The following is a 19675-nucleotide window of genomic DNA, read 5'->3' as shown; positions in this document are numbered from 1 at the left end:
GGCACCGTTGAACGACCAGCAGAATCCGTACGACCCGTACCACCAGCCGCAGATCGTCGGCTACGACGAGTACGGGCAGCCGGTCTATCAGCAGCCCCAGCAGTACGACCCCTACGCACAGCAGCAGGACGGCCACTCTCGGCAGCAGGACGGGCAGCGCCCGCAGGGCTACCAGCAGGGCTACCAACAGGGTTACGCCCCGGGACAGCACGAGTACGGCGCCGATCAGAACTACGGCCGGCCTCAGGGGTACGGCTACGACCCGTACGCGCCCCAGCGCCCGCAGGGCGGTCAGTACGACCCGTACGCGGGCTCCCAGGCCGGTTACGGCCACGAGACCGGCACCCAGCCCGCCGTCGACACCACCGCGCAGTGGAGCATCCCGCAGCAGCAGGAGCGTCCCGCTCCTGCGGCGGCCCCGCAGTCGCCGGCGGTGCCGGAGCAGCGCCGGCCCGAGAACGGCTTTGAGCGGCCCTACCGGACCGAGCAGTTCTCATTCATCGAGGAGCCCGACGAGGACTCCGAAGACGTCATCGACTGGCTGAAGTTCACCGAAAGCCGCTCGGAACGGCGCGAGGAGGCCAAACGCCGCGGCCGCAACCGCGTCGTCGCCCTCGTCGTCACGCTGGCCCTCGTGCTCGTCGGCGGCGTCGGCTACCTCTGGTACGCCGGCAAGCTGCCCGGCCTGTCCGGTTCCGACACCAAGAGCGACACGGCGGCCGGCCCGCAGAAGCGCGACGTCATCGTGGTGCATCTGCACAACACCAAGAAGGAGGGCACCTCCACGGCCCTCCTCGTCGACAACGTCACCACCGAGCAGGGCACCACCGTCCTGCTCCCCAACACCCTCTCCGTCGCCAACGACGACGGCACCGCCACCACTCTCGGAAAGTCCGTCGAGGACGACGGATCCACCGGCACCCGGGAGGCGATCGGCACCCTGCTCGGCGCGGAGATCTCGGGCACCTGGCGCCTCGACACACCCTTCCTGGAGAACCTCGTCGAGCTGGTCGGCACGATCGACCTCACCACCGACACCGAGGTGCCCGGTGCCAAGAAGGGCGATCCGCCGCTGGTGAAGAAGGGCGAGAACCAGACCCTCAACGGGAAGGCGGCCGTCGCGTACGCCACCTACCTCGGGCCCGGCGAGGCCGAGGAGAAGCAGCTGCTGCGCTTCGGCCAAGTGATGCAGGGGGTGCTCAAGAAGCTCCCGGACGACCCGAAGTCGGCGACGGTCATCGTGGAGACGCTGGGACAGATCCTCGACCCCTCGCTGAAGGAACGGGACCTCGGCGCCTCCCTCGCCAAGCTCGCCGAGCGCGCGAAGGGCGGCGACCACCGGACGGCGGTGCTGCCGGTCCAGCAGGACGGCACGCTCACCGAGCAGGCCGCGAGCAGTGTGGTCAAGGACGTCCTGGGCGGCTCGGTCAGCGCGCCCGAACCCGGCGACACGATCCGCGTGGGCATCAAGGACGGCAGTGGGAGGGCCGACGCCCTGGAGAGGGCGCGGGTCACCCTGGTCAACGGTGGCTACAGCGTCGTCAACGGCGGCAAGGCCGACACCGTCGACGCCTCGCAGGTCACCTACGGCGACGACGCCCAGAAGGCCAAGGCGCAGGAGGTCGCCCAGACGCTCGGTCTGCCGGCCGGTGCCGTGAAGAAGGGCAAGCCGGCGGGCAACGCCGATGTCTCGGTCGTCCTCGGGCCCGATTTCAAGACCGGGGACCCGCAGTGACCGGGGCGACGGCGGTGCCCTGACCATCGCATCGTGGACTGTCGGCGGTCCGTGAGACCCTTGAAGGGTTCTTGACCGCCGACGAAAGCCTGCCTGTGACCGCCACGGATCGCTCCATCGAGCTCGTCAACGCCGCCGCCCAGGCGGCCGCCGACCGGCTCGCGCACGACATCATCGCGTACGACGTCAGCGATGTGCTCTCCATCACCGACGCCTTCCTGCTCGCCTCCGCGCCGAACGACCGCCAGGTCAAGTCGATCGTGGACGAGATCGAGGAGCGGCTGAACAAGCAGCTCGGCGCCAAGCCCGTGCGCCGCGAGGGCGACCGCGACGCCCGTTGGATCCTTCTCGACTACGTCGACATCGTGGTGCACGTCCAGCACAGCGAGGAGCGGGTCTTCTACGCCCTCGAGCGGCTCTGGAAGGACTGCCCCGAGCTCACGCTCCCGGAGGACGCCCAGAAGACCCGCGGCAAGGCGCAGGAGCACGCGCAGCTCACCGGCGGTGACACGGAAGGGGAGCAGCGCTGAACGGCATCGACACCGGCGCCCCCGCGACCAAGAATCCGGTGAGCGGCCGACGCATCGTCCTGTGGCGCCACGGCCAGACCGCGTGGAATCTGGAGCGCCGTTTCCAGGGCTCCACGGACATCGAACTGACCGAGGCCGGTGTCGCCCAGGCACGCCGCGCCGCACGGCTGCTCGCATCGCTGAACCCGGACGCGATCGTGGCGTCCGACCTGAAGCGGGCGGCGGCGACGGCGGGCGAGCTGGCCGCCGTCACGGGGCTCGACGTCTCCTACGATGCCGCCCTGCGCGAGACCTACGCGGGCGCCTGGCAGGGCCTGACCCACGACGAGATCGTCGAGCGGTACGGCGAGCAGTACGCGGCGTGGAAGCGCGGCGAGCCGGTCCGGCGCGGCGGTGGGGAGCTGGAGACCGAGGTCGCCGACCGGGCCGCTCCGGTGGTGCTGCACCACGCCGACAAGCTGCGCGACGACGGCACGCTCGTCGTCGTCAGCCACGGCGGCACCATCCGCACGACCATCGGCCGGCTGCTGGGCCTCGAGGCGCACCACTGGGAGAGCCTCGGTGGGCTCACGAACTGCTGCTGGTCGGTCGTGGGTGAAGGCGCGCGGGGCTGGCGCCTGCTCGAGCACAACGCCGGCACCCTCCCGGAGCCGGTCCTCGGCGACGACACCTGAGCGGGCCGGGCCGGGACCGGGCGCTCCAGGGCCCACGGTGCCACTCCTCCGGCCCGGAGCGGAGATCCCCGACCCGGATTTCACTTTCCGGCAGGTCGCAGGCTAAAGTTCTTCTTGTTCGCAGCGCGGAGCGCGAGGAACACGCGGGGCTATAGCTCAGTTGGTAGAGCGCCTGCATGGCATGCAGGAGGTCAGGAGTTCAATTCTCCTTAGCTCCACAACCGGATCCCGTCCCCATCGAGGGGGCGGGATTCTTCGTTCTCCGAGGCCCCCGCCCTCCCGGCGGGCGCCGTGGTCGATCTCGTACGCAAACGCCGCTGACCCCTGTGCGCGGCCGTGGCAGAATCGGACGGCCGGAGGGGACACCGGCGGTACGGGAGGGAGCGCACGATGTCCGCAAGCGGCGAGGAAGCCGGGGAGGCTGCCGATGACCTGCTTGCCACGGCGGAGGTCGGTGCTCGCCTCAGCTGTCCATCCTGTGGCTCTGCCCATGTCGCCCAGGTCCTCGGGGACAACGGTGGCGTTTCCTACGTGTGCACGGCCTGCGGCCACAGCTGGAGCTGAGTGATGGGTGCACACAGGCGGAAATGTGACTGGTGCGGCAGCGGTACGCCGATCGTCCGGGACATGGATCCGGTCAATCCGGAGTTCCAGTACTGGTGCGAGGAGTGCGCGCGGGCGCTGATCATAAAAGGCGACCCGATCGAGACGTACCGCGAGCTCGAGGGTGAGCCGATCTACGGCCGGCTCCTGGACGAGCACTGCACACTCAAACGCTTCTACTCGTTCGCGACGGCCTGACGGACCGTCGGTGGCCCGCGCCACTCGGTTGCGCGAAACGGGCATCACGGGGCGTTCCGGGCTGGCCTGGAAACGATTTGGAGATGCGACGACGGGCGCGTTAATGTTCTCCACGTCGCCGCCGCGGGGGAGACCCGAAGCGGGGCGGCACACAGCGAGGGGCTATAGCTCAGTTGGTAGAGCGCCTGCATGGCATGCAGGAGGTCAGGAGTTCAATTCTCCTTAGCTCCACAGAAGAAAGTGAAGCGGGCCACCCGGATCGGGTGGCCCGCTTCACTTTTGTGCCCGCCTCCCGTCAACCCCGGCCGCTGCCCAGGGCCTTGCGGCTGCTGCTGGGCAGCGCGGGGCGCGATGGCGGCGGCGTGGGGCCCGAGGGGGCCACCTGCTCGATGCGCATGGCGAGCGCCGGGCAGCGGCGCACGGCCCGCTGCGCGCGTCCCTGCATGTGCACGGGAACCATCGCGTCGGCCACCGACGGGTAGCCGTCGGGGTTGAGCCGGATCAGCTCCGGGATGATGTCCGCGCACAACCCGTGGCCCTGACAGAGCGTCCAGTCGACGAAGATCTTCTCCCCGCTCGGGATCGACTCCTCCGCCTCCTCGTAACCGGGCAGCGGCAGCGGCAGCACACCCGTCGTGTCACGCCCGCAGCCGCCGTGCAGGACATGCGCCGCCAGGTCGTCGGTGAACGCGGACAGCGTCGACGCGAAGAACCGTGCGGAACCGTCCGGGTGTTTGCACGCGCCACGGCCCTTGACGGCCTGGGTGACCTCGCGCAGCGCCTCCAGAGCGGCCGGGCCGCCGCCGTTCATCACATCGGCCAGCCCCCCGGCCGCGGCGGGAAGCCCCAGCTTGCAGGGGCCGCACTGCCCGGCGGTCTCCGCGGCCAGCCAGTTCGCCACCCGCAGCGCCTCGCCCAGTGGGCAGGTCTCCGGGCCGATCGGCAGGATCGCACCGGCTCCCAGCGCACCGCCCACGGAGGCCAGGGACTCCTTGGACACGACCGCCTCGTGCACCGCGGCCGCGTCGATCCAGTTGCCGTGGTAGCCGCCCGTCAGCACGCCCTGGGGCTGCGGAGGCGCCCCCGCGAGCTGGAGCACGTAACGCAGCGGCACGCCTGTCGGCACTTCGACGACCATCGGGCGGGCGACCGCCCCGGAGATCGTCAGCATGACCGTGCCAGGCTCGGAGTCGAGGCCGGTGTTGCTGTAGCGGCGGGCGCCGATGCGGGCGGCGACGGCGAGCTGCGCGAACGTCTCCGCGTTGGACAGCAGCGTCGGCGCGCCGCCGACACCGGTCTCAGCGGCGCGCACCCGGCGGCCGGGCGGCAGGGCGGGGCCGCCGTTGACGGCCCGGATGACCGAGGACGCCTCGCCGGAGACCATGCGCTCCGGGGTGCGCACCACTCTGGCCCGCAGGGCCTGGCCGCGCCGGTCGGTGAGACCTCGCTCGGCGAGTGCCGCGCGCATCGAGATCTCCGTCGAGTTGCGGGTGACCGCGACGACGAGGGTCCGTGCGCCGAGTGCCTCCGCGGCGAGCAGCGCGCCGTCGAGGATCAGATGCGGGGCTCGGTTGAGCAGCACCGTGTCCTTGCGGCAGGCGGGCTCGCCCTCGCTGCCGTTGACGACGACCACCGGCCGGATGCCGCGGCGGATGGCGGACTTGGCGACGGCGCGCAGCTTCTTGCCGAAGGGGAAGCCGGCACCGCCTCGGCCGGTGAGGGATATGTCCTCCGCGAGCTGCGCGAGCCGTTCGCCGCTCACGGGTTCGAGCGGCCCGTGCACCTTCAGATGCATGGGTAGGTCGAGGCGTTCGACGAGGTCGAACCCCTGTGTCAGCTGGGGAAGGCCGACGACGCGAACTTCGGGGACGTCGGGGAGGGGGGCGTTCACGGTCGTTCTCCTGCTGGTGCGTGCCAGGGCTCTCCTGCCGGGGGCGGGAAGAGCGGGCCGGGCAGTGGCGCTGTCTCGTCGTACGCCGGGACGGTGCCGGTGTCGTACGAGGATCGGTCGGTGTAAGGGGACGTGGGCTCGGTCAGGGGGGTGTCGTAGGCGGCGGTGTAGCCGCCGGTGGCCTCGTACGCGGGGGTGCCGCCGGTGTCGTACGCGGGGAGGCTGCCCGTCTCGTACAGGGGGGCCGAGCCGGTGTCGTACGGCGAGGGCGCTTCGTACGCCGTGGAACCGCCGTACGCCGCCGGAGGGGTGTCGTACGAGGGGGCGGGGTCGAAGTGCGGCGGAGGAGGGGTGTCGTACGAGGGGGCGGGGTCGAAGTGCGGCGGAGGAGGGGTGTCGTACGAGGGGGCGGGGTCGAAGTGCGGCGGAGGAGGGGTGTCGTAGAGGGGCACCGCCGGGTCCGGCCGCACGGACTGGGCCGGCGGGGGCGGCGAGGGCGTCGGCCAGCTGTCCGTCCGGGGCCCGGTCTCCGTCACCACGGGTATCTCCTCGGTCATCGGGACCCGCTCGGCGAGCGGGGCCGACGACTCGCCGGCCAGCGAGACCGCGCGGTAGGCGGCGGACATGCCGGCACCCCGGCCGCCGGTGGCCGCGGTGCTGTCCGGCACGACGGCCGGCTCGTCCTCCTGGGGCCGCGGGGCCTCGTAGAGCTGCGGCGACGGAGCCGCGAGCCTCGGGGGCTGGGCGCGTGCCTGGCCGAGGGGCGGCTGAAAGTCCTGCTCGTACGGGCGCTGCGACGGCACGCCGTTCATTCCGCCGGTCATGCGCTCCATGCGGTCCATACGGTCCATGCCTGCGGGTACGGTCGGGCGGCCCGTCCCGTTCATCGCACCGATGCCCGGGAGCGGTGCGGTGCTGAGATCGCGCTGCGCCTGCTCGTCGGCGGCGGCCGGCCCGTCGGCTCCGGCGCCGCCGGTCAGCTGCACGATCCTGGCGGCGATCCTGCGCTGCACGGGGCGCGGCAGCAGGCGCACGGAGACCGCGGCGGCGACTCCGGCGAGAGCCAGGCAGTACAGGGTGACGACCCAGGTGGCGGCGGGCCGGCCGGTGTAGAGGCCGTGGACCAGGGCGAAGCACCAGGCCGGGTACGCCAGCATGTGCAGCGGCCGCCAGCGGCCGGCGACCTTGATGTTGCCGGCCAGGGCGCTGCGGAGCGCACCGGTCGTGCCGGCGACCACCATCAGGAACCCCGCCAGAGAGCCGAAGCCGATCAGCGCCTCCGTGCCGGTGACCCCCAGCCCGAACGGGATCAGGGCTCCGAGCAGCGGCACATGCCCGAGTGACACCTTCACCGTGGCGTGCAGCAGGAGGAAGCCGAGCGAGGCGATGGCGGTCGCCCGGTGGATGCCCTGGGCGAGCAGCCGATGGCGTGGCGAGAGCAGCAGTCTGTCGGTGGCGATGAGGCCCCAGGCGACGGACGCGGTCAGTGACACCAGGGAGAGGACCCCGGTGGTGAAGTCGAGCGTGGCGCGGAAACTGTCGCTTCCTCCGACAGCGAGCAGGGGTATGAGCACCAACGCGGCCACGGAGAGGCCGCCTTGCACCTGGCGGCTGACTCCGCGGTCCGGACCGGACGGCAAACGCATCTTGAGACGAGGGTTCATGGGGGCGACTCCGAATGGTGCGGGAAAGCTGTCCCGTTGACGCACTCTAGGTCGACCCATACCAACCGGTACGAGGTTTCGAGGTTTATAGAGGTCAAGTGAGCCCAACTGACTTTGGGGTTGCCCTGGATAAGGTCGATACGCGGAGTAACCAGGAAGGCTCGGCCGCCCACGGCGGCCGAAACCCGTCGCCAGGGCGTCCAGAAGCGGCCGAGAGCGGTCCCGCGTGGACATCAATGCGGACGCTTCCTCCGCTGCGGTACCCTGACGCCATGCGTGCCGTACGCCTTCTGCTTAGCGAGCCGCGCTGATCAGTCCCGAAGGATGAGAAATCCGGTCGGAATCGGCGCGGCGTCCCCTCCTGTGCGAGGGGATTTTTCATTTCCCCTGGTACGTGAATCGGCTGGCAGTCGGCGAAGACGATCGATGGAGCTTTAAGGATCATGAGCGAGATGAACTCGGCTGCCGAGGCAGCAGCCCCGCATCGTTACACGGCCGCCATGGCGGCCGACATCGAGGCACGCTGGCAGGACTTCTGGGACGCGGAGGGCGCATACGAGGCGCCCAACCCGAGCGGGGACCTGGCGGGGGCCCCCGCCCAGGTGGCGAAGCCCAAGAAGTTCATCATGGACATGTTCCCCTACCCGTCGGGTGCGGGACTGCACGTCGGTCACCCCCTCGGATACATCGCGACCGACGTCTTCGCCCGTCACCAGCGGATGACCGGGCACAACGTCCTGCACACCCTGGGCTTCGACGCCTTCGGCCTGCCGGCCGAGCAGTACGCCGTGCAGACCGGCACGCACCCGCGCGTGTCGACCGAGGCGAACATCGAGAACATGAAGGCGCAGCTGCGCCGCCTGGGCCTGGGCCACGACAACCGCAGGTCGTTCGCCACGATCGACCCGGACTACTACAAGTGGACCCAGTGGATCTTCCTGCAGATCTTCAACTCCTGGTACGACGAGCAGGAGCAGAAGGCCCGCCCGATCGACGAGCTGACGGCCCAGTTCGAGAGCGGCGCGCGCCAGGTTCCCGGCGGGCGGGAATGGAGCGCGCTGAGCGCCCGTGAGCGCGCCGACCTGCTGGGCGAGTACCGCCTGGCGTACGCCTCCGACGCGCCCGTCAACTGGTGCCCCGGCCTGGGCACCGTGCTGGCCAACGAGGAGGTGACCTCCGACGGCCGCTCCGAGCGCGGCAACTTCCCTGTCTTCAAGTCCAAGCTGCGCCAGTGGAACATGCGCATCACCGCCTACGCCGACCGGCTGCTGGACGACCTGGACGCGCTGGACTGGCCGGAGGCCATCAAGCTGCAGCAGCGCAACTGGATCGGCCGCTCGGAGGGCGCCCGCGTCGACTTCTCGGTCGCCGGCCACGACGGTGCGCGGATCACCGTCTTCACGACCCGCCCCGACACCCTGTTCGGCGCCACCTACATGGTCCTGGCGCCCGAGCACGGCCTGATCGACTCCATCGTCCCGACCGAGTGGCCCGAGGGCGTCAAGGAGGCCTGGACCGGCGGCGCCGCGACCCCCGCGGAGGCCGTGGCCGCCTACCGCAAGCAGGCGCAGACCAAGAGCGACGTCGAGCGGCAGACCGAGCACAAGGACAAGACCGGCGTCTTCACCGGCTCCTACGCCCTGAACCCGGTCACCGGCGAGCGGATCCCCGTCTTCGTCGCCGACTACGTCCTGATGGGCTACGGCACCGGCGCCATCATGGCCGTCCCCGGGCAGGACGAGCGCGACTGGGAGTTCGCGGAGGCCTTCGAACTGCCCATCGTCCGAACCGTGCAGCCGCCGGAGGGCTGGGAGGGCGAGGCGTTCACCGGACAGGGCCCCGCCATCAACTCCGCCAACGACGAGATCTCCCTGGACGGTCTGGACGTCGCTGCCGCCAAGGCGAAGATCACGGCCTGGCTGACGGACAAGGGCATCGGCGAGGGCACGGTCAACTTCCGGCTGCGCGACTGGCTGTTCAGCCGCCAGCGCTACTGGGGCGAGCCCTTCCCGATCGTCTACGACGAGGACGGCGTCGCGCACGCGCTGCCCGAGTCGATGCTGCCGCTGGAGCTGCCGGAGGTCGACGACTACTCGCCGCGCACCTTCGACCCCGACGACGCCGACACCCGGCCCGAGACGCCGCTGTCCCGTGACGAGGACTGGGTGAACGTCGAGCTGGACCTGGGCGACGGCCCCAAGCGCTACCGCCGCGAGACCAACACCATGCCCAATTGGGCCGGTTCGTGCTGGTACGAACTGCGCTACCTGGACCCGCACAACAGCGAGCAGCTGGTCGCCCCCGACATCGAGCAGTACTGGATGGGTCCGCGCGAGGGACAGCCGCACGGCGGCGTCGACCTGTACGTCGGCGGCGCGGAGCACGCCGTGCTCCACCTGCTGTATGCCCGCTTCTGGTCCAAGGTCCTGTTCGACCTGGGGCACGTCTCCTCGGTCGAGCCGTTCCACAAGCTGTACAACCAGGGCATGATCCAGGCGTACGTCTACCGGGACGAACGCGGCTTCCCGGTCGCCGCCGCCGAGGTGGAGGAGCGGGACGGCAAGTTCTGGTTCGACGGCGAGCCGGTCAAGCGCGAGCTGGGCAAGATGGGCAAGAGCCTGAAGAACGCCGTCACCCCGGACGAGATCTGCGCGGAGTACGGCGCGGACACCCTGCGCCTGTACGAGATGGCCATGGGCCCGCTGGACGTCTCGCGGCCGTGGGACACCCGCGCCGTCGTCGGCCAGTACCGCCTGCTGCAGCGGCTGTGGCGCAACGTGGTCGACGAGGCGACCGGTGAGGTCACCGTTGTCGACGGCGAGCCGGACGAGGCGACGCTGCGTGCCCTGCACAAGGCCGTCGACGGTGTCTCGCAGGACATGGCGGCGATGCGCTTCAACACCGCCATCGCCAAGATCACCGAGCTGAACAACCACCTGACGAAGGCGGGCGGCGCCCTGCCGCGGTCGGTGGCCGAGCGCCTGGTGCTGCTGGTGGCACCGCTGGCCCCGCACATCGCGGAGGAGCTGTGGCGCAGGCTGGGCCACACCGACTCGGTCGTCCACCAGGACTTCCCCGTCGCCGACCCGGCGTACCTGGTGGACGAGACCGTGACCTGTGTCGTGCAGATCAAGGGCAAGGTCAAGGCGCGCCTGGAGGTCTCCCCGGCCGTCACGGACGAGGAGCTGGAGACGCTGGCCCTGGGTGACCAGGCCGTTGTCGCAGCTCTGGGCGGTGCGGGGATCCGCAAGGTGATCGTACGCGCGCCCAAACTGGTCAACATCGTGCCTGCGTGACGGACAGGGGTTTCCCCTTACGGGCAGGTTGGGGGTTCCGTCGGAACCTACGGCCTGCCCGTTCCGTTTACCGTGGAAGGACCACCGACGACGCCGGAGGGCGCACATGGAAGCCGTGATCACGATTCTTGCGCTGCTCTTCTTCGCCTTCATCGCGCTGGGGGTGTATGTGAGCGTGAAGGCCGTGCGGGCCGCCAAGCGCGGGGTCGAGCGCACCGTCACCCAGGCGCGACGCACGGTCGAGGAGACCGCGCTCCGCGCCAAGAGCTACGGTCAGACCGGCGTCGCAGGCGAGCTCGCCCAGCTCCGGCTGAAGCTGCGTACGTCGATGCGGGCGACCCAGGACACGCTGAACGCCGGTGCTGCACAGGACGCCTCGCTGTCCGAGTCACTGGCCCTCTTCCGGCGGCTCAGCGAGCACGCCCACGAGCTGGACGAAGAGCTCAGGCGACTTGAGCGCGAGCCGGACCAGGGCACCGTCTCCTCACTGATGCCCGGTCTGCGCGAGCGTACGGAACGGATCACGCACTCCGCCGAATCGCTGCGCTGGGCGGCGCGCGACAGGGCGCAGAAGTTCTCCGACGACGACCTGGACGCGCTGAGCACGCAGATCGACATGGAGGCGGGGGCGCTGCGGCACTGGTCGGCCGCGGACGGCTGCACGGAGCCGGCGGCGTGGCCGAAGGCGCCGGAGACCGGAGCCGCGGACCGGGCCGGGCCGGACGCGGGCGCGCAGAACCGGCCGGAGACCGAGCCGCAGTCGCAGGCGGGAGCAGGGGCGCCGGGCCGCCCGCAGGCGATCAGCGCCCGGGACCCGCGGCAGCAGACGGCGTATCCGTGGCAGAAGACGGCCCGTCCGGAAACCACGAACTGACGCGTCACGGCGCCGTGAAGACCTTCGCGGGGACGTCCGCGTCGCGCGTGGACGGGGTCGGGCTGCCGTACGGCGCCGCCTGCGGGTAACCTCCCGGTCATGTCCCGCCATGTCGCGATCGTCACCGATTCCACGGCCTACCTGCCGCCGCCGGCGATGGAGCGGCACTCCATCACCGCCGTGCCGCTGACCGTCGTGCTCGGAGACCAGGCGCTGGAGGAGGGCACCGAGATCTCGGCCCGCTCACTCGCGACCGCCCTGCAGAAGCGGCGCCCGGTGACCACGTCCCGGCCCAGCCCGGAGATGTTCAGCCAGGCCTACCGCGCCGCCGCCGACGCCGGTGCCACGGGAATCGTCTCGCTGCATCTCTCCGCGGAACTCTCGGGCACCTACGACGCGGCCGTGCTGGCCGCCAAGGACGCACCGGTGCCGGTACGGGTCGTCGACACCGGAATGATCGCCATGGCGCTGGGATTCTGCGCGCTCGCCGCCGCCGAGGTGTCGGAGACGGGCGGCTCGCTGGACGAGGCGGTGGCCGCCGCGGAGAAGCGGGCTGAAGGCACCTTTGCGTACTTCTACGTCGACACCCTCGACTATCTGCGCCGCGGGGGCCGGATCGGTGCGGCACAGGCGCTGCTCGGCTCCGCGCTCTTGGTGAAGCCCCTGCTCCAGTTGGACGACGGCCGCATCGACATGCTGGAACGGGTGCGCACGGCGTCGAAAGCCATCGCCCGGCTCGAGGAGATCGCCGCCGAACGGGCGGGCACCGCGCCGGTGGACATCGCAGTGCACCATCTGTCGGCGCCGGAGCGGGCCGCGGCACTCGCGGACCGGCTGCGCGAGCGGGTGCCGGGACTGGTCGACCTGCATGTCAGCGAGGTGGGTGCGGTGATCGGGGCGCACACGGGCCCGGGGCTGCTGGGCGTCGTCGTCTCGGCGCGCTGAGGCGGCGACCGCCGCGCTCACCCGTGACGGTGGTCGAGTTATCCACAACGGTCCGGTTGTCCACCGGAATTGGGCGGGCTCGGCGGGTTCGGACGATTGTGCCTACCGTCCTGTGGCATGGCTCTTCGATCACGTTCCGCAACCAGTGGACCGGGCCGCGCCCCGGCCTCCGACAGCCGCGTCCGCCACGGTCGTCGCCATGGTCACGGCCCCGGCCACGCTCATGTCCGTCGGCCCGAGGCTGTTCAGGGGCCGGGGCATGGGCTCGGGCAAGGGCCGGTGCGGGGGGCGGCGCACGACGTCGGGGACGGTGTCCGTCCCGGTCGGGGTGTGGGCGCGGACACGCGTGGATTACGGGCTGTTCGGCTACGTGGTGGGCGCGCGCCGACGGCCCAGGCGGCGGCGCTGCGCCGGCGGGCGGACGCCCTGTTCAGGGCTGTTCCACGGCCCGCGGGCGGGCAGGCCGCGGGCCCGGTGCCCGGAGAGCGGGAGGCACGCCCGCTCCCGGGCGCGTACCCGGCTCCGCATCCGGCGTCGTCCGACGCGGTGCGCCCGGCTCCGCTTCCGATGCCGCACCCGGCGGCGCTCGGGGTGCCCGGCACCGACTCGGGGCAACGGCGGGTCGGGGCGGGCACCGGGCCGGGGCGAAGCGGTCTCGGTGGGCGGGTGCGAGCGGTGGCGCAGACTCCGCCGCGGTCGCCTGCCCGCCGGTCGCCGGGGGTGGCCACCGCCGGCGACGCCCAGGACAGGGCAGGGGCAACCTGGTCCGGCACCGGCAACGACACGGAGACGTCCGGGGACAGGCCGCCGCCGCGCTTCCGGCTCGCGCTGCGCGACCGACTGCCGGTGTGGGTCCAGCTCCGGTGCGGGCTCGAACCCAGGACACTCGCTGCGCTCGCCGTGGTCCTCGTGGCGGCGACCGTCTTCGCGGTGCAGGACTTCTGGGTCGGCCGGCCCGAGCCCGTACGCGCCCCTGAACTCGTCCAACAGGGCTCCGCCCAGCCGCCGTCCGGGCCCGCGGGGGAGCCGTCCCACTCGTCGGGGCCTCCGGCCTCCGGCCCGGGGCAGGCCGCCGCCATCGTCGTCGACGTGAGTGGCAAGGTGAGGCGACCCGGTGTGCTCGAACTCCCCGCCGGCTCGCGGGTCGCCGACGCGCTGGCGGCGGCCGGAGGAGTCAGGGAAGGTACCGACCTGACCGGGCTCAACCGGGCGCGGGTGCTGACGGACGGCGAACAGGTCGTCGTGGGCGTCCCCGCCCCGCCGGCACCGGGCGGTGCCGGCGCAGGACCTTCCACCGGGACAGCCACCGGGACACCCACCGGGCCGATCAGCCTGAACTCGGCCACCGCCGAGCAGTTGGAGACGCTGCCCGGAGTGGGCCCCGTGCTCGCGCAGCACATCCTCGACCACCGTGTGCAGAACGGCGGCTTCCGGTCGGTCGACGAACTGCGCGATGTCAACGGGATCGGTGACCGCCGGTTCGAGGACCTGCGGAACCTGGTGCGGCCATGACCCGGGCGGCGGTCCACGCCCAGGCGGCGGCACACGGGCTGGGGGCCGCCGCCCCGCGCCAGGAGGAAGGCCCGACCGACCTGCGGCTCGTCCCGCCCGCGCTGGCCACCTGGGTGGCGTCGGCTCTCGCGCTGGGGGCACCGGGCCGGTGGACGGCGGTCGGCGCGGCGGCCTGTCTGGCCGCCGCGGCACTGCTGCCGCTCTGGGCGGCCGCCGGACGGCGCCGGGCCCGGCAGGACGCCGTGGGCGCAGCCGCCTACCCGGCGGGGGTGTCTGCTCCGGCAATCCGCTCGCAGAGGTGGCGTCCGGGCGCCACGGCCCTGGCCGGGGCGTTGGTGTGCGCCGCTGCCGGGGCCGCCTCCGCCGGGCTGCACGGGGCGGACCTGCGTCGAGGGCCGCTGCCCGGCCTGGCGGACCGGCACGCGCGCGTCACCGTCGAACTGACCGTCACCTCGGACCCGCGGCCCACCAGTCCCAAGGTGGTGGGTGCCCGGACGGCCCCGGCAGCCGTCGTGCTGAATGCGGAGGCGACACGGGTGACTGCGCCGGGCGGCGCCGTCACCGCGACCCGCACGCCCGTACTGCTGCTGGTGTCCCCCGGCGAAGGGGACACGGCCTGGCAGCGGCTCCTGCCTTCCACACGACTGAGGGTGGGCGGACGCCTCGCCCCGCCGCTGCGCCCGGACGACCCCTTCGCGGCAGTGCTGCGGGCCGACGACGGCACACCACGGACCATCGGCCCGCCGACCGCTCTGCAGCGCACGGCCGGCGACCTGCGTGCCGGACTGCGCAATGCCACGGACCACCTGGCACCCGACGCGCGCGCACTGCTGCCGGGCCTGGTGGTCGGGGACACCTCACGCATCCCCGCCGACCTGCGGGATGCGTTCGAGGCGACGGACCTGACCCACCTTCTCGCCGTCTCCGGAAGCAACCTCGCCATCGTGCTGATCCTGCTGATCGGACCCCCCGGCACGGCCCTGCTGGCCGAACGGCGTGGTCTGGCACCCCGTTTGGGCCTCACCCTGCGAGGAACGGCGCTGCTCGGCGGCGCGCTCACGCTTGCTTTCGTCCTCGTGTGCCGGCCGGAGCCCAGCGTGCTGCGGGCGGCAGCCTGCGGACTCATCACCCTGCTGGCCATCGGCACCGGCCGGCGCAGATCGCTCGTCCCGGCGCTGGCCGCCGCCGCCCTTCTGCTCTTGTTGTACGACCCATGGCTGTCACGGAGTTACGGCTTTCTGCTCTCCGTCCTGGCCACCGGCGCGCTGCTCACCGTCGGTCCTCGCTGGAGCGAGGCACTCCAGCGGCGCCGGGTACCGGCCCGGCTCGCGGAGGCGCTGGCCGCGACCGCCGCCGCGCAGGCGGTCTGCGCCCCGGTGGTGGCCGTGTTCGCCGCCCGGGTCAGCCTGGTCGCGATTCCCTGCAACCTGGCCGCCGAACTCGCCGTGGCCCCGGCGACGGTCCTCGGTTTCGCGACGCTGGCCGCGGCACCCGTCGCGATGCCGGCCGCGGAACTGCTGGCCCGCTGCGCAGGCTGGCCCGCAGGTTGGATCGCCTCCGTGGCGCGTGCCGGCGCGGCCCTGCCGGGCGCCCAGATCGACTGGCCGGGCGGCTGGCGCGGCGGGCTGCTGCTCGCGGCACTCACCGCGGTGGTGCTTATCGTGGTCCGCCGACTGACGCGGCATCCGTGGGTCGCGGCGCTCTGCGTGCTCCTGCTCGTGCTCGTCGTGGCGCGCCCGGCCCCGCTGACCTCGAGGCTCACCGGCTGGCCGCCTCCCGGCTGGGTCCTGGTGATGTGCGACGTGGGACAGGGCGATGCCATGGTGCTCGCGGCCGGTGACGGCTCGGCGGTGGTCGTGGACGCCGGGCCGGACCCTCGCCTCACCGACCGGTGCCTGAGCGAACTGGGCGTCACACAGGTGCCGTTGCTGCTGGTCACCCACTTCCACGCCGACCATGTGGCCGGACTTGCCGGAGCGCTGCGCGGCCGGGCGGTCGGCGCGATCCAGACGACCACCTTCGAAGAGCCGCGACGGCAGGCCGAGTTCGTGCGGCGCACGGCATCCGCGGCCGGCGTACCGGTGATCCAGGCGATACCGGGGGAGCACCGCCGAGCCGGAGGGCTCACGTGGCAGGTACTGTGGCCGGATCTGTCGCGGGGCGCCGCCCCGGAAGGTCCGAACGACGCCAGCGTTGCACTGCTCGTCCGGTCCGCGGGAGGCCTGTCGATGCTGCTCCTCGGTGACCTCGAACCACCGTCCCAGCGGCGGCTGATACGGGCACACCCCGCACTGCCCGCAGTCGACGTCCTCAAGGTCGCCCACCATGGATCGGCCTACCAGGACGCCGCCCTGCTGGCCGGTGCCAGGCCCCGGATGGCGCTGATCTCGTGCGGCAGGGACAACCCGTACGGGCACCCCGCACCCCGTACGGTCGGAGCGCTGCGGGCACAGGGGGCGCTCGTGCTGCGTACGGACCGGGACGGCGCGATCGCGGTGACGGGCGCCGGGGCCGACCTGCGGGCGGTGGCACGGGGCACCGGTTGACGGGGGCGCCGAGCCGCCCAATGCCGCCGAGCGGCCAAGACCCGCCCTGCCGCGGAATGCCGCCGAGTGGCCAAGACCCGCCCCTGCCCCGGAATGCCGCCGAGTGGCCAAGGCCCGCCGTGCCACCCTGCCGCGGAATGCTGCCGAGCGGCCGCAGACCGGCATGCCGCGGTCCGGCGGTCAGTCCAGCCAGCGTCCGTCCGCCATGATCAGCCGGTCCTTCAGTTCGTTCTCCTCACGCCACGCCTTGACGACACGGGGGGTGATCCGCAGATACACCCAGGACTGCCGGTCCCGGGGGTCCCAGTCCAGCTTCGCCGCGAAGGCGTCCGCGGACTCCGTGGCCAGAGCGGACCCCTCGACGACCTCGGCCGAACCTTCGACATGCACGACGTCCCGGGTGTGGCCGAGGGTCACCACGACCTCGCCCCGCGGTGTCACATTGCGCGCCGTGGGGTTGCGGCGCCGGGTGCACATCAGCAGGGAGGCACCGTCCCAGACGAACGACAGGGGCATCAGGCACGGTTGACCGTCCTCGGTCGCTGTGGCGACCCAGGCGTCGTCGTCGGTGACGAGCCGGGCGAGGGTGTGCCGTCGGCGCTCTTCCCGGCTGCGCGCCGGCTCGTGAGTCGTCATGGACGGCACGCTATTGGTCCGCCGGGCGGTGCCGCGTCGGACGAAGGGAGGAGCGACCTCCGCCATCGGGACCAGGACCAGCGACGCCTGGCGGGGCAGCGAAGCAAGCGGGCAGACTGCACGTATGAGCACGCCTCCGCTGAGCCCCTCGGCGTCGCACCTCTCGCCGCCGGCGCCGCCGGTCCCTTCACCGCAGGCCGTCGACGCCTATCTCGCACGCATCGGCGGCGGACGGCCCGAGCGCGCCGACGCCATGGCGCTCCGCGAGCTCCAGCTGCGGCACCTGTTGTCCGTGCCCTTCGAGAATCTGTCCATCCACCTCGGCGAGCCCCTCGTCCTGGCGGACGGCCCACTCCTCGAAAAGATCGTCGGCGCCCGCCGCGGCGGCTTCTGCTACGAACTCAACGGGGCTTTCGCCGCGTTGCTGCGCGGTCTCGGCTTCGGTGTCACGCTGCTCCAGGCCCGGGTCTTCGGCGACGGCGGACGGCTCGGCATCCCCTACGACCACCTGGCGCTGCAAGTCGAGACCGTGGACGGCACCGGGCCCTGGCTGGCCGATGTCGGGTTCGGTGACCACAGCCACCACCCTCTCCTGCTCGGCGAGCGGGGCGACCAGGCCGACCCGGCGGGGACCTTCCGTGTCGTCGGGGCGGGAGACGGGGACCTCGACGTGCTCCGGGACGGCAAGCCGCAGTTCCGCCTCGACACCAGGCCGCGTGAACTCGTCGACTTCGAGGCAGGCGCCTGGTGGCACCGCACCTCGCCCTCCTCCCACTTCACCCAGTCGCTGGTGTGCTCGATGCTCACCGCGGACGGACGGATCACCCTTTCCGGCCGCAAGCTGGTGACCACCGTCGGCGGCAAGCGCCAGGAGCGACCGCTCGGGGGAGACGACGAGGTGCTCGCCGCCTACCGGAAGCACTTCGGCCTGGAACTCGAGCAGGTGCCCCAGATCCGGCCTGCCTCGCGCTGAGACCTGGTGCCGCCGGGTGCCACGACGGAGCGTCCCCGCGCACCGGCACAATATGGCGGTGAGCGATGTGAGACATGTCCTGGTGCTGCCCGACCGTGACGCCGCCGAGGAGGTGGCGGAGACGATCGGTGACCGTTTCACGGTGACGGGGGAGCCCCAGCTGGTACGGGACGCGCTGGCCGGCGAGGACGACGCCGAGGACGCGCAGTGGCTGGTCGTCGTGGAGGACCCCGACGGCAGGCTGGACGCCGACGCGCTGGACGAGTTCGTCGCCGACTGGGACGGGTGGCGCGAGGCGCACTGACCGTCCGTCCGCTTCGCCGGCACCGGGTCCTGCGGTACGGGCCCGAGCGGCAGCGGGGAGGGCCGGACTGTCGGCGGCGCGTGGGATGCTGGAGCACGATGGCCACCAAGAATTCGACCGACGATCCCCTCGCCCCCGTCACGCTCGCGGTGGGCCAGGAGGATCTGCTTCTCGACCGCGCCGTCCAGCAGGTCGTGGCGGCGGCGCGGGCCGCCGACGCGGACACGGACGTACGGGACCTCACCGCGGATCAACTGCAGCCCGGCACGCTTGCCGAGCTGACCAGCCCGTCGCTGTTCGCCGAGCGCAAGGTGGTGATCGTGCGCAACGCGCAGGATCTTTCCGCCGACACGATCAAGGACGTGAAGGCGTATCTCGGCGCGCCCGTCGAGGAGATCACCCTCGTCCTGCTGCATCCCGGCGGCGCCAAGGGCAAGGGCCTGCTGGACGCGGCCCGCAAGGCGGGGGCGCGCGAGGTCGCCTGCCCGAAGACGACCAAGCCCGGGGAGCGGCTCACCTTCGTGCGGTCCGAGTTCCGCGCGTCGGGCAGGTCCGCCACGCCGGAGGCCTGCCAGGCCCTCGTCGACGCCATCGGCAGCGATCTGCGCGAGCTGGCGTCGGCGGTGTCCCAGCTGGTCGCGGACGTCGAGGGCACCATCGACGAGGCGGTCGTCGGCCGTTACTACACGGGCCGCGCGGAGGCGTCGAGCTTCAACGTCGCCGACCGGGCGGTCGAGGGCCGGGCGGCCGAGGCCCTGGAGGCCCTGCGCTGGTCCCTGTCGACCGGCGTCGCGCCCGTGCTGATCACCAGTGCGCTCGCGCAGGGCGTGCGGGCGATCGGCAAGCTGTCCTCCGCGCGCGGCGGCAGGCCGGCCGACCTGGCGCGGGAGCTGGGCATGCCGCCGTGGAAGATCGACCGCGTGCGCCAGCAGATGCGCGGCTGGACTCCTGACGGGGTGGCGGTGGCCCTGCGGGCCGTGGCGGAGGCCGACGCGGGGGTCAAGGGCGGCGGCGACGACGCGGAGTACGCGTTGGAGAAGGCGGTCGTGGCGATCGCGATGGCGGCGCGCTCGCGGCGCTGAGCGCCCAGGACCGGGCCGGCCACCGAGAGGGAACCGGGCCGGTCGCCGAATGCCCTGGGGAGCGCCCCGGAGATGACGCGCTGGTACGACGAAGGCCCCGGGCCGGCCGCCCTGGGGAAGGGCGGTGGCTCGGGGCCTTCGTGTGAAGCTCGGTGCGCCGCACCCGCGTGGCGAACGCAGGCCGCGTGCGGCGCGAGGGGTGCCGGTCAGGA

The 19675-nt window shown here is 72.3% G+C and carries 15 protein-coding genes and 2 tRNA genes; 14 read left to right on the top strand and 3 right to left on the bottom strand.

Annotated elements, in window-relative coordinates; translation table 11 throughout:
• Positions 1 to 7: 7 nt before the first annotated feature.
• The 6 genes from IE198_RS05240 (at position 8) to IE198_RS05215 (ending at position 3971) form a co-directional block, all read left to right on the top strand.
• The gene (locus IE198_RS05240; protein WP_189883144.1) at positions 8 to 1735 is read left to right on the top strand and encodes an LCP family protein; all 1728 of its coding nucleotides are present in this window, start codon (positions 8 to 10) and stop codon (positions 1733 to 1735) included.
• A 95-nt stretch (positions 1736 to 1830) separates the two neighbouring features.
• On the top strand, positions 1831 to 2265 hold the full coding sequence (gene rsfS, locus IE198_RS05235) for a ribosome silencing factor (RefSeq protein ID WP_100111109.1): 435 nt from the start codon (positions 1831 to 1833) through the stop codon (positions 2263 to 2265).
• A gap of 38 nt (positions 2266 to 2303) precedes the next feature.
• Complete coding sequence (locus IE198_RS05230; RefSeq protein WP_229833752.1) at positions 2304 to 2939, top strand: histidine phosphatase family protein; 636 nt, start codon at positions 2304 to 2306, stop codon at positions 2937 to 2939.
• A gap of 145 nt (positions 2940 to 3084) precedes the next feature.
• A tRNA-Ala gene (locus IE198_RS05225) sits at positions 3085 to 3157 on the top strand.
• A gap of 349 nt (positions 3158 to 3506) precedes the next feature.
• The gene (locus tag IE198_RS05220) at positions 3507 to 3740 is read left to right on the top strand and encodes a hypothetical protein (RefSeq protein WP_005317760.1); all 234 of its coding nucleotides are present in this window, start codon (positions 3507 to 3509) and stop codon (positions 3738 to 3740) included.
• 158 nt (positions 3741 to 3898) lie between these two features.
• Positions 3899 to 3971, top strand: a tRNA-Ala gene (locus tag IE198_RS05215).
• 64 nt (positions 3972 to 4035) lie between these two features.
• On the opposite strand, the gene IE198_RS05210 is transcribed toward IE198_RS05215, so the two are convergent.
• A complete protein-coding gene (locus tag IE198_RS05210) occupies positions 4036 to 5631 on the bottom strand; it encodes an NADH-quinone oxidoreductase subunit NuoF family protein (RefSeq protein WP_189883142.1) in 1596 nt (531 codons plus the stop codon).
• Positions 5628 to 7217, bottom strand: a complete 1590-nt coding sequence (locus IE198_RS05205) for a hypothetical protein (RefSeq protein WP_308426786.1) — start codon at positions 7215 to 7217, stop codon at positions 5628 to 5630. The genes IE198_RS05210 and IE198_RS05205 overlap by 4 nt, the downstream gene beginning before the upstream one ends.
• A 521-nt stretch (positions 7218 to 7738) precedes the next feature.
• On the opposite strand from IE198_RS05205, the gene leuS reads away from it, so the two are divergent.
• The 5 genes from leuS (at position 7739) to IE198_RS05180 (ending at position 16468) form a co-directional block, all read left to right on the top strand.
• Entirely contained in the window at positions 7739 to 10591 is a 2853-nt protein-coding gene (gene leuS, locus IE198_RS05200) for a leucine--tRNA ligase (RefSeq protein ID WP_189883138.1), read from the top strand.
• Between the two features lie 106 nt (positions 10592 to 10697).
• The gene (locus IE198_RS05195) at positions 10698 to 11465 is read left to right on the top strand and encodes a hypothetical protein (protein WP_189883136.1); all 768 of its coding nucleotides are present in this window, start codon (positions 10698 to 10700) and stop codon (positions 11463 to 11465) included.
• Positions 11466 to 11564: 99 nt separating this feature from the next.
• Positions 11565 to 12410 carry a DegV family protein gene (locus IE198_RS05190; RefSeq protein WP_189883134.1) on the top strand — a complete coding sequence of 282 codons (846 nt, stop codon included), beginning with the start codon at positions 11565 to 11567 and terminating at the stop codon, positions 12408 to 12410.
• 675 nt (positions 12411 to 13085) lie between these two features.
• On the top strand, positions 13086 to 13922 hold the full coding sequence (locus IE198_RS05185) for a ComEA family DNA-binding protein (RefSeq protein ID WP_373299773.1): 837 nt from the start codon (positions 13086 to 13088) through the stop codon (positions 13920 to 13922).
• Positions 13919 to 16468, top strand: a complete 2550-nt coding sequence (locus IE198_RS05180) for a ComEC/Rec2 family competence protein (protein WP_189883131.1) — start codon at positions 13919 to 13921, stop codon at positions 16466 to 16468. Before IE198_RS05185 ends, IE198_RS05180 begins: the two co-directional genes overlap by 4 nt.
• A 180-nt stretch (positions 16469 to 16648) precedes the next feature.
• On the opposite strand, the gene IE198_RS05175 is transcribed toward IE198_RS05180, so the two are convergent.
• On the bottom strand, positions 16649 to 17104 hold the full coding sequence (locus IE198_RS05175) for a pyridoxamine 5'-phosphate oxidase family protein (RefSeq protein WP_189883129.1): 456 nt from the start codon (positions 17102 to 17104) through the stop codon (positions 16649 to 16651).
• A gap of 124 nt (positions 17105 to 17228) precedes the next feature.
• On the opposite strand from IE198_RS05175, the gene IE198_RS05170 reads away from it, so the two are divergent.
• The 3 genes from IE198_RS05170 (at position 17229) to holA (ending at position 19463) form a co-directional block, all read left to right on the top strand.
• Positions 17229 to 18077, top strand: coding sequence for an arylamine N-acetyltransferase family protein (locus IE198_RS05170; RefSeq protein WP_189883127.1), 849 nt, complete (start codon positions 17229 to 17231; stop codon positions 18075 to 18077).
• A gap of 58 nt (positions 18078 to 18135) precedes the next feature.
• Entirely contained in the window at positions 18136 to 18381 is a 246-nt protein-coding gene (locus IE198_RS05165; protein ID WP_189883125.1) for a hypothetical protein, read from the top strand.
• A gap of 98 nt (positions 18382 to 18479) precedes the next feature.
• The gene (holA, locus tag IE198_RS05160; RefSeq protein ID WP_189883123.1) at positions 18480 to 19463 is read left to right on the top strand and encodes a DNA polymerase III subunit delta; all 984 of its coding nucleotides are present in this window, start codon (positions 18480 to 18482) and stop codon (positions 19461 to 19463) included.
• Positions 19464 to 19675 lie beyond the last annotated feature (212 nt).

The sequence above is a fragment of the Streptomyces xantholiticus genome (assembly GCF_014651015.1).
In the GTDB taxonomy this organism is placed as follows: Bacteria; Actinomycetota; Actinomycetes; order Streptomycetales; family Streptomycetaceae; genus Streptomyces; species Streptomyces xantholiticus.
Note: the sequence above shows the minus strand (reverse complement) of the source record. Positions and strands in the feature narration are given on the sequence as shown.

Coding starts and splice junctions, on each gene's coding strand:
- IE198_RS05220 (WP_005317760.1), top strand. CDS start 3,507: ATGGGTGCACACAGGCGGAAATGTGACTGGTGCGGCAGCGGTACGCCG.
- leuS (WP_189883138.1), top strand. CDS start 7,739: ATGAGCGAGATGAACTCGGCTGCCGAGGCAGCAGCCCCGCATCGTTAC.
- IE198_RS05195 (WP_189883136.1), top strand. CDS start 10,698: ATGGAAGCCGTGATCACGATTCTTGCGCTGCTCTTCTTCGCCTTCATC.
- IE198_RS05190 (WP_189883134.1), top strand. CDS start 11,565: ATGTCCCGCCATGTCGCGATCGTCACCGATTCCACGGCCTACCTGCCG.
- IE198_RS05180 (WP_189883131.1), top strand. CDS start 13,919: ATGACCCGGGCGGCGGTCCACGCCCAGGCGGCGGCACACGGGCTGGGG.
- IE198_RS05175 (WP_189883129.1), bottom strand. CDS start 17,104: ATGACGACTCACGAGCCGGCGCGCAGCCGGGAAGAGCGCCGACGGCAC.
- IE198_RS05170 (WP_189883127.1), top strand. CDS start 17,229: ATGAGCACGCCTCCGCTGAGCCCCTCGGCGTCGCACCTCTCGCCGCCG.
- holA (WP_189883123.1), top strand. CDS start 18,480: ATGGCCACCAAGAATTCGACCGACGATCCCCTCGCCCCCGTCACGCTC.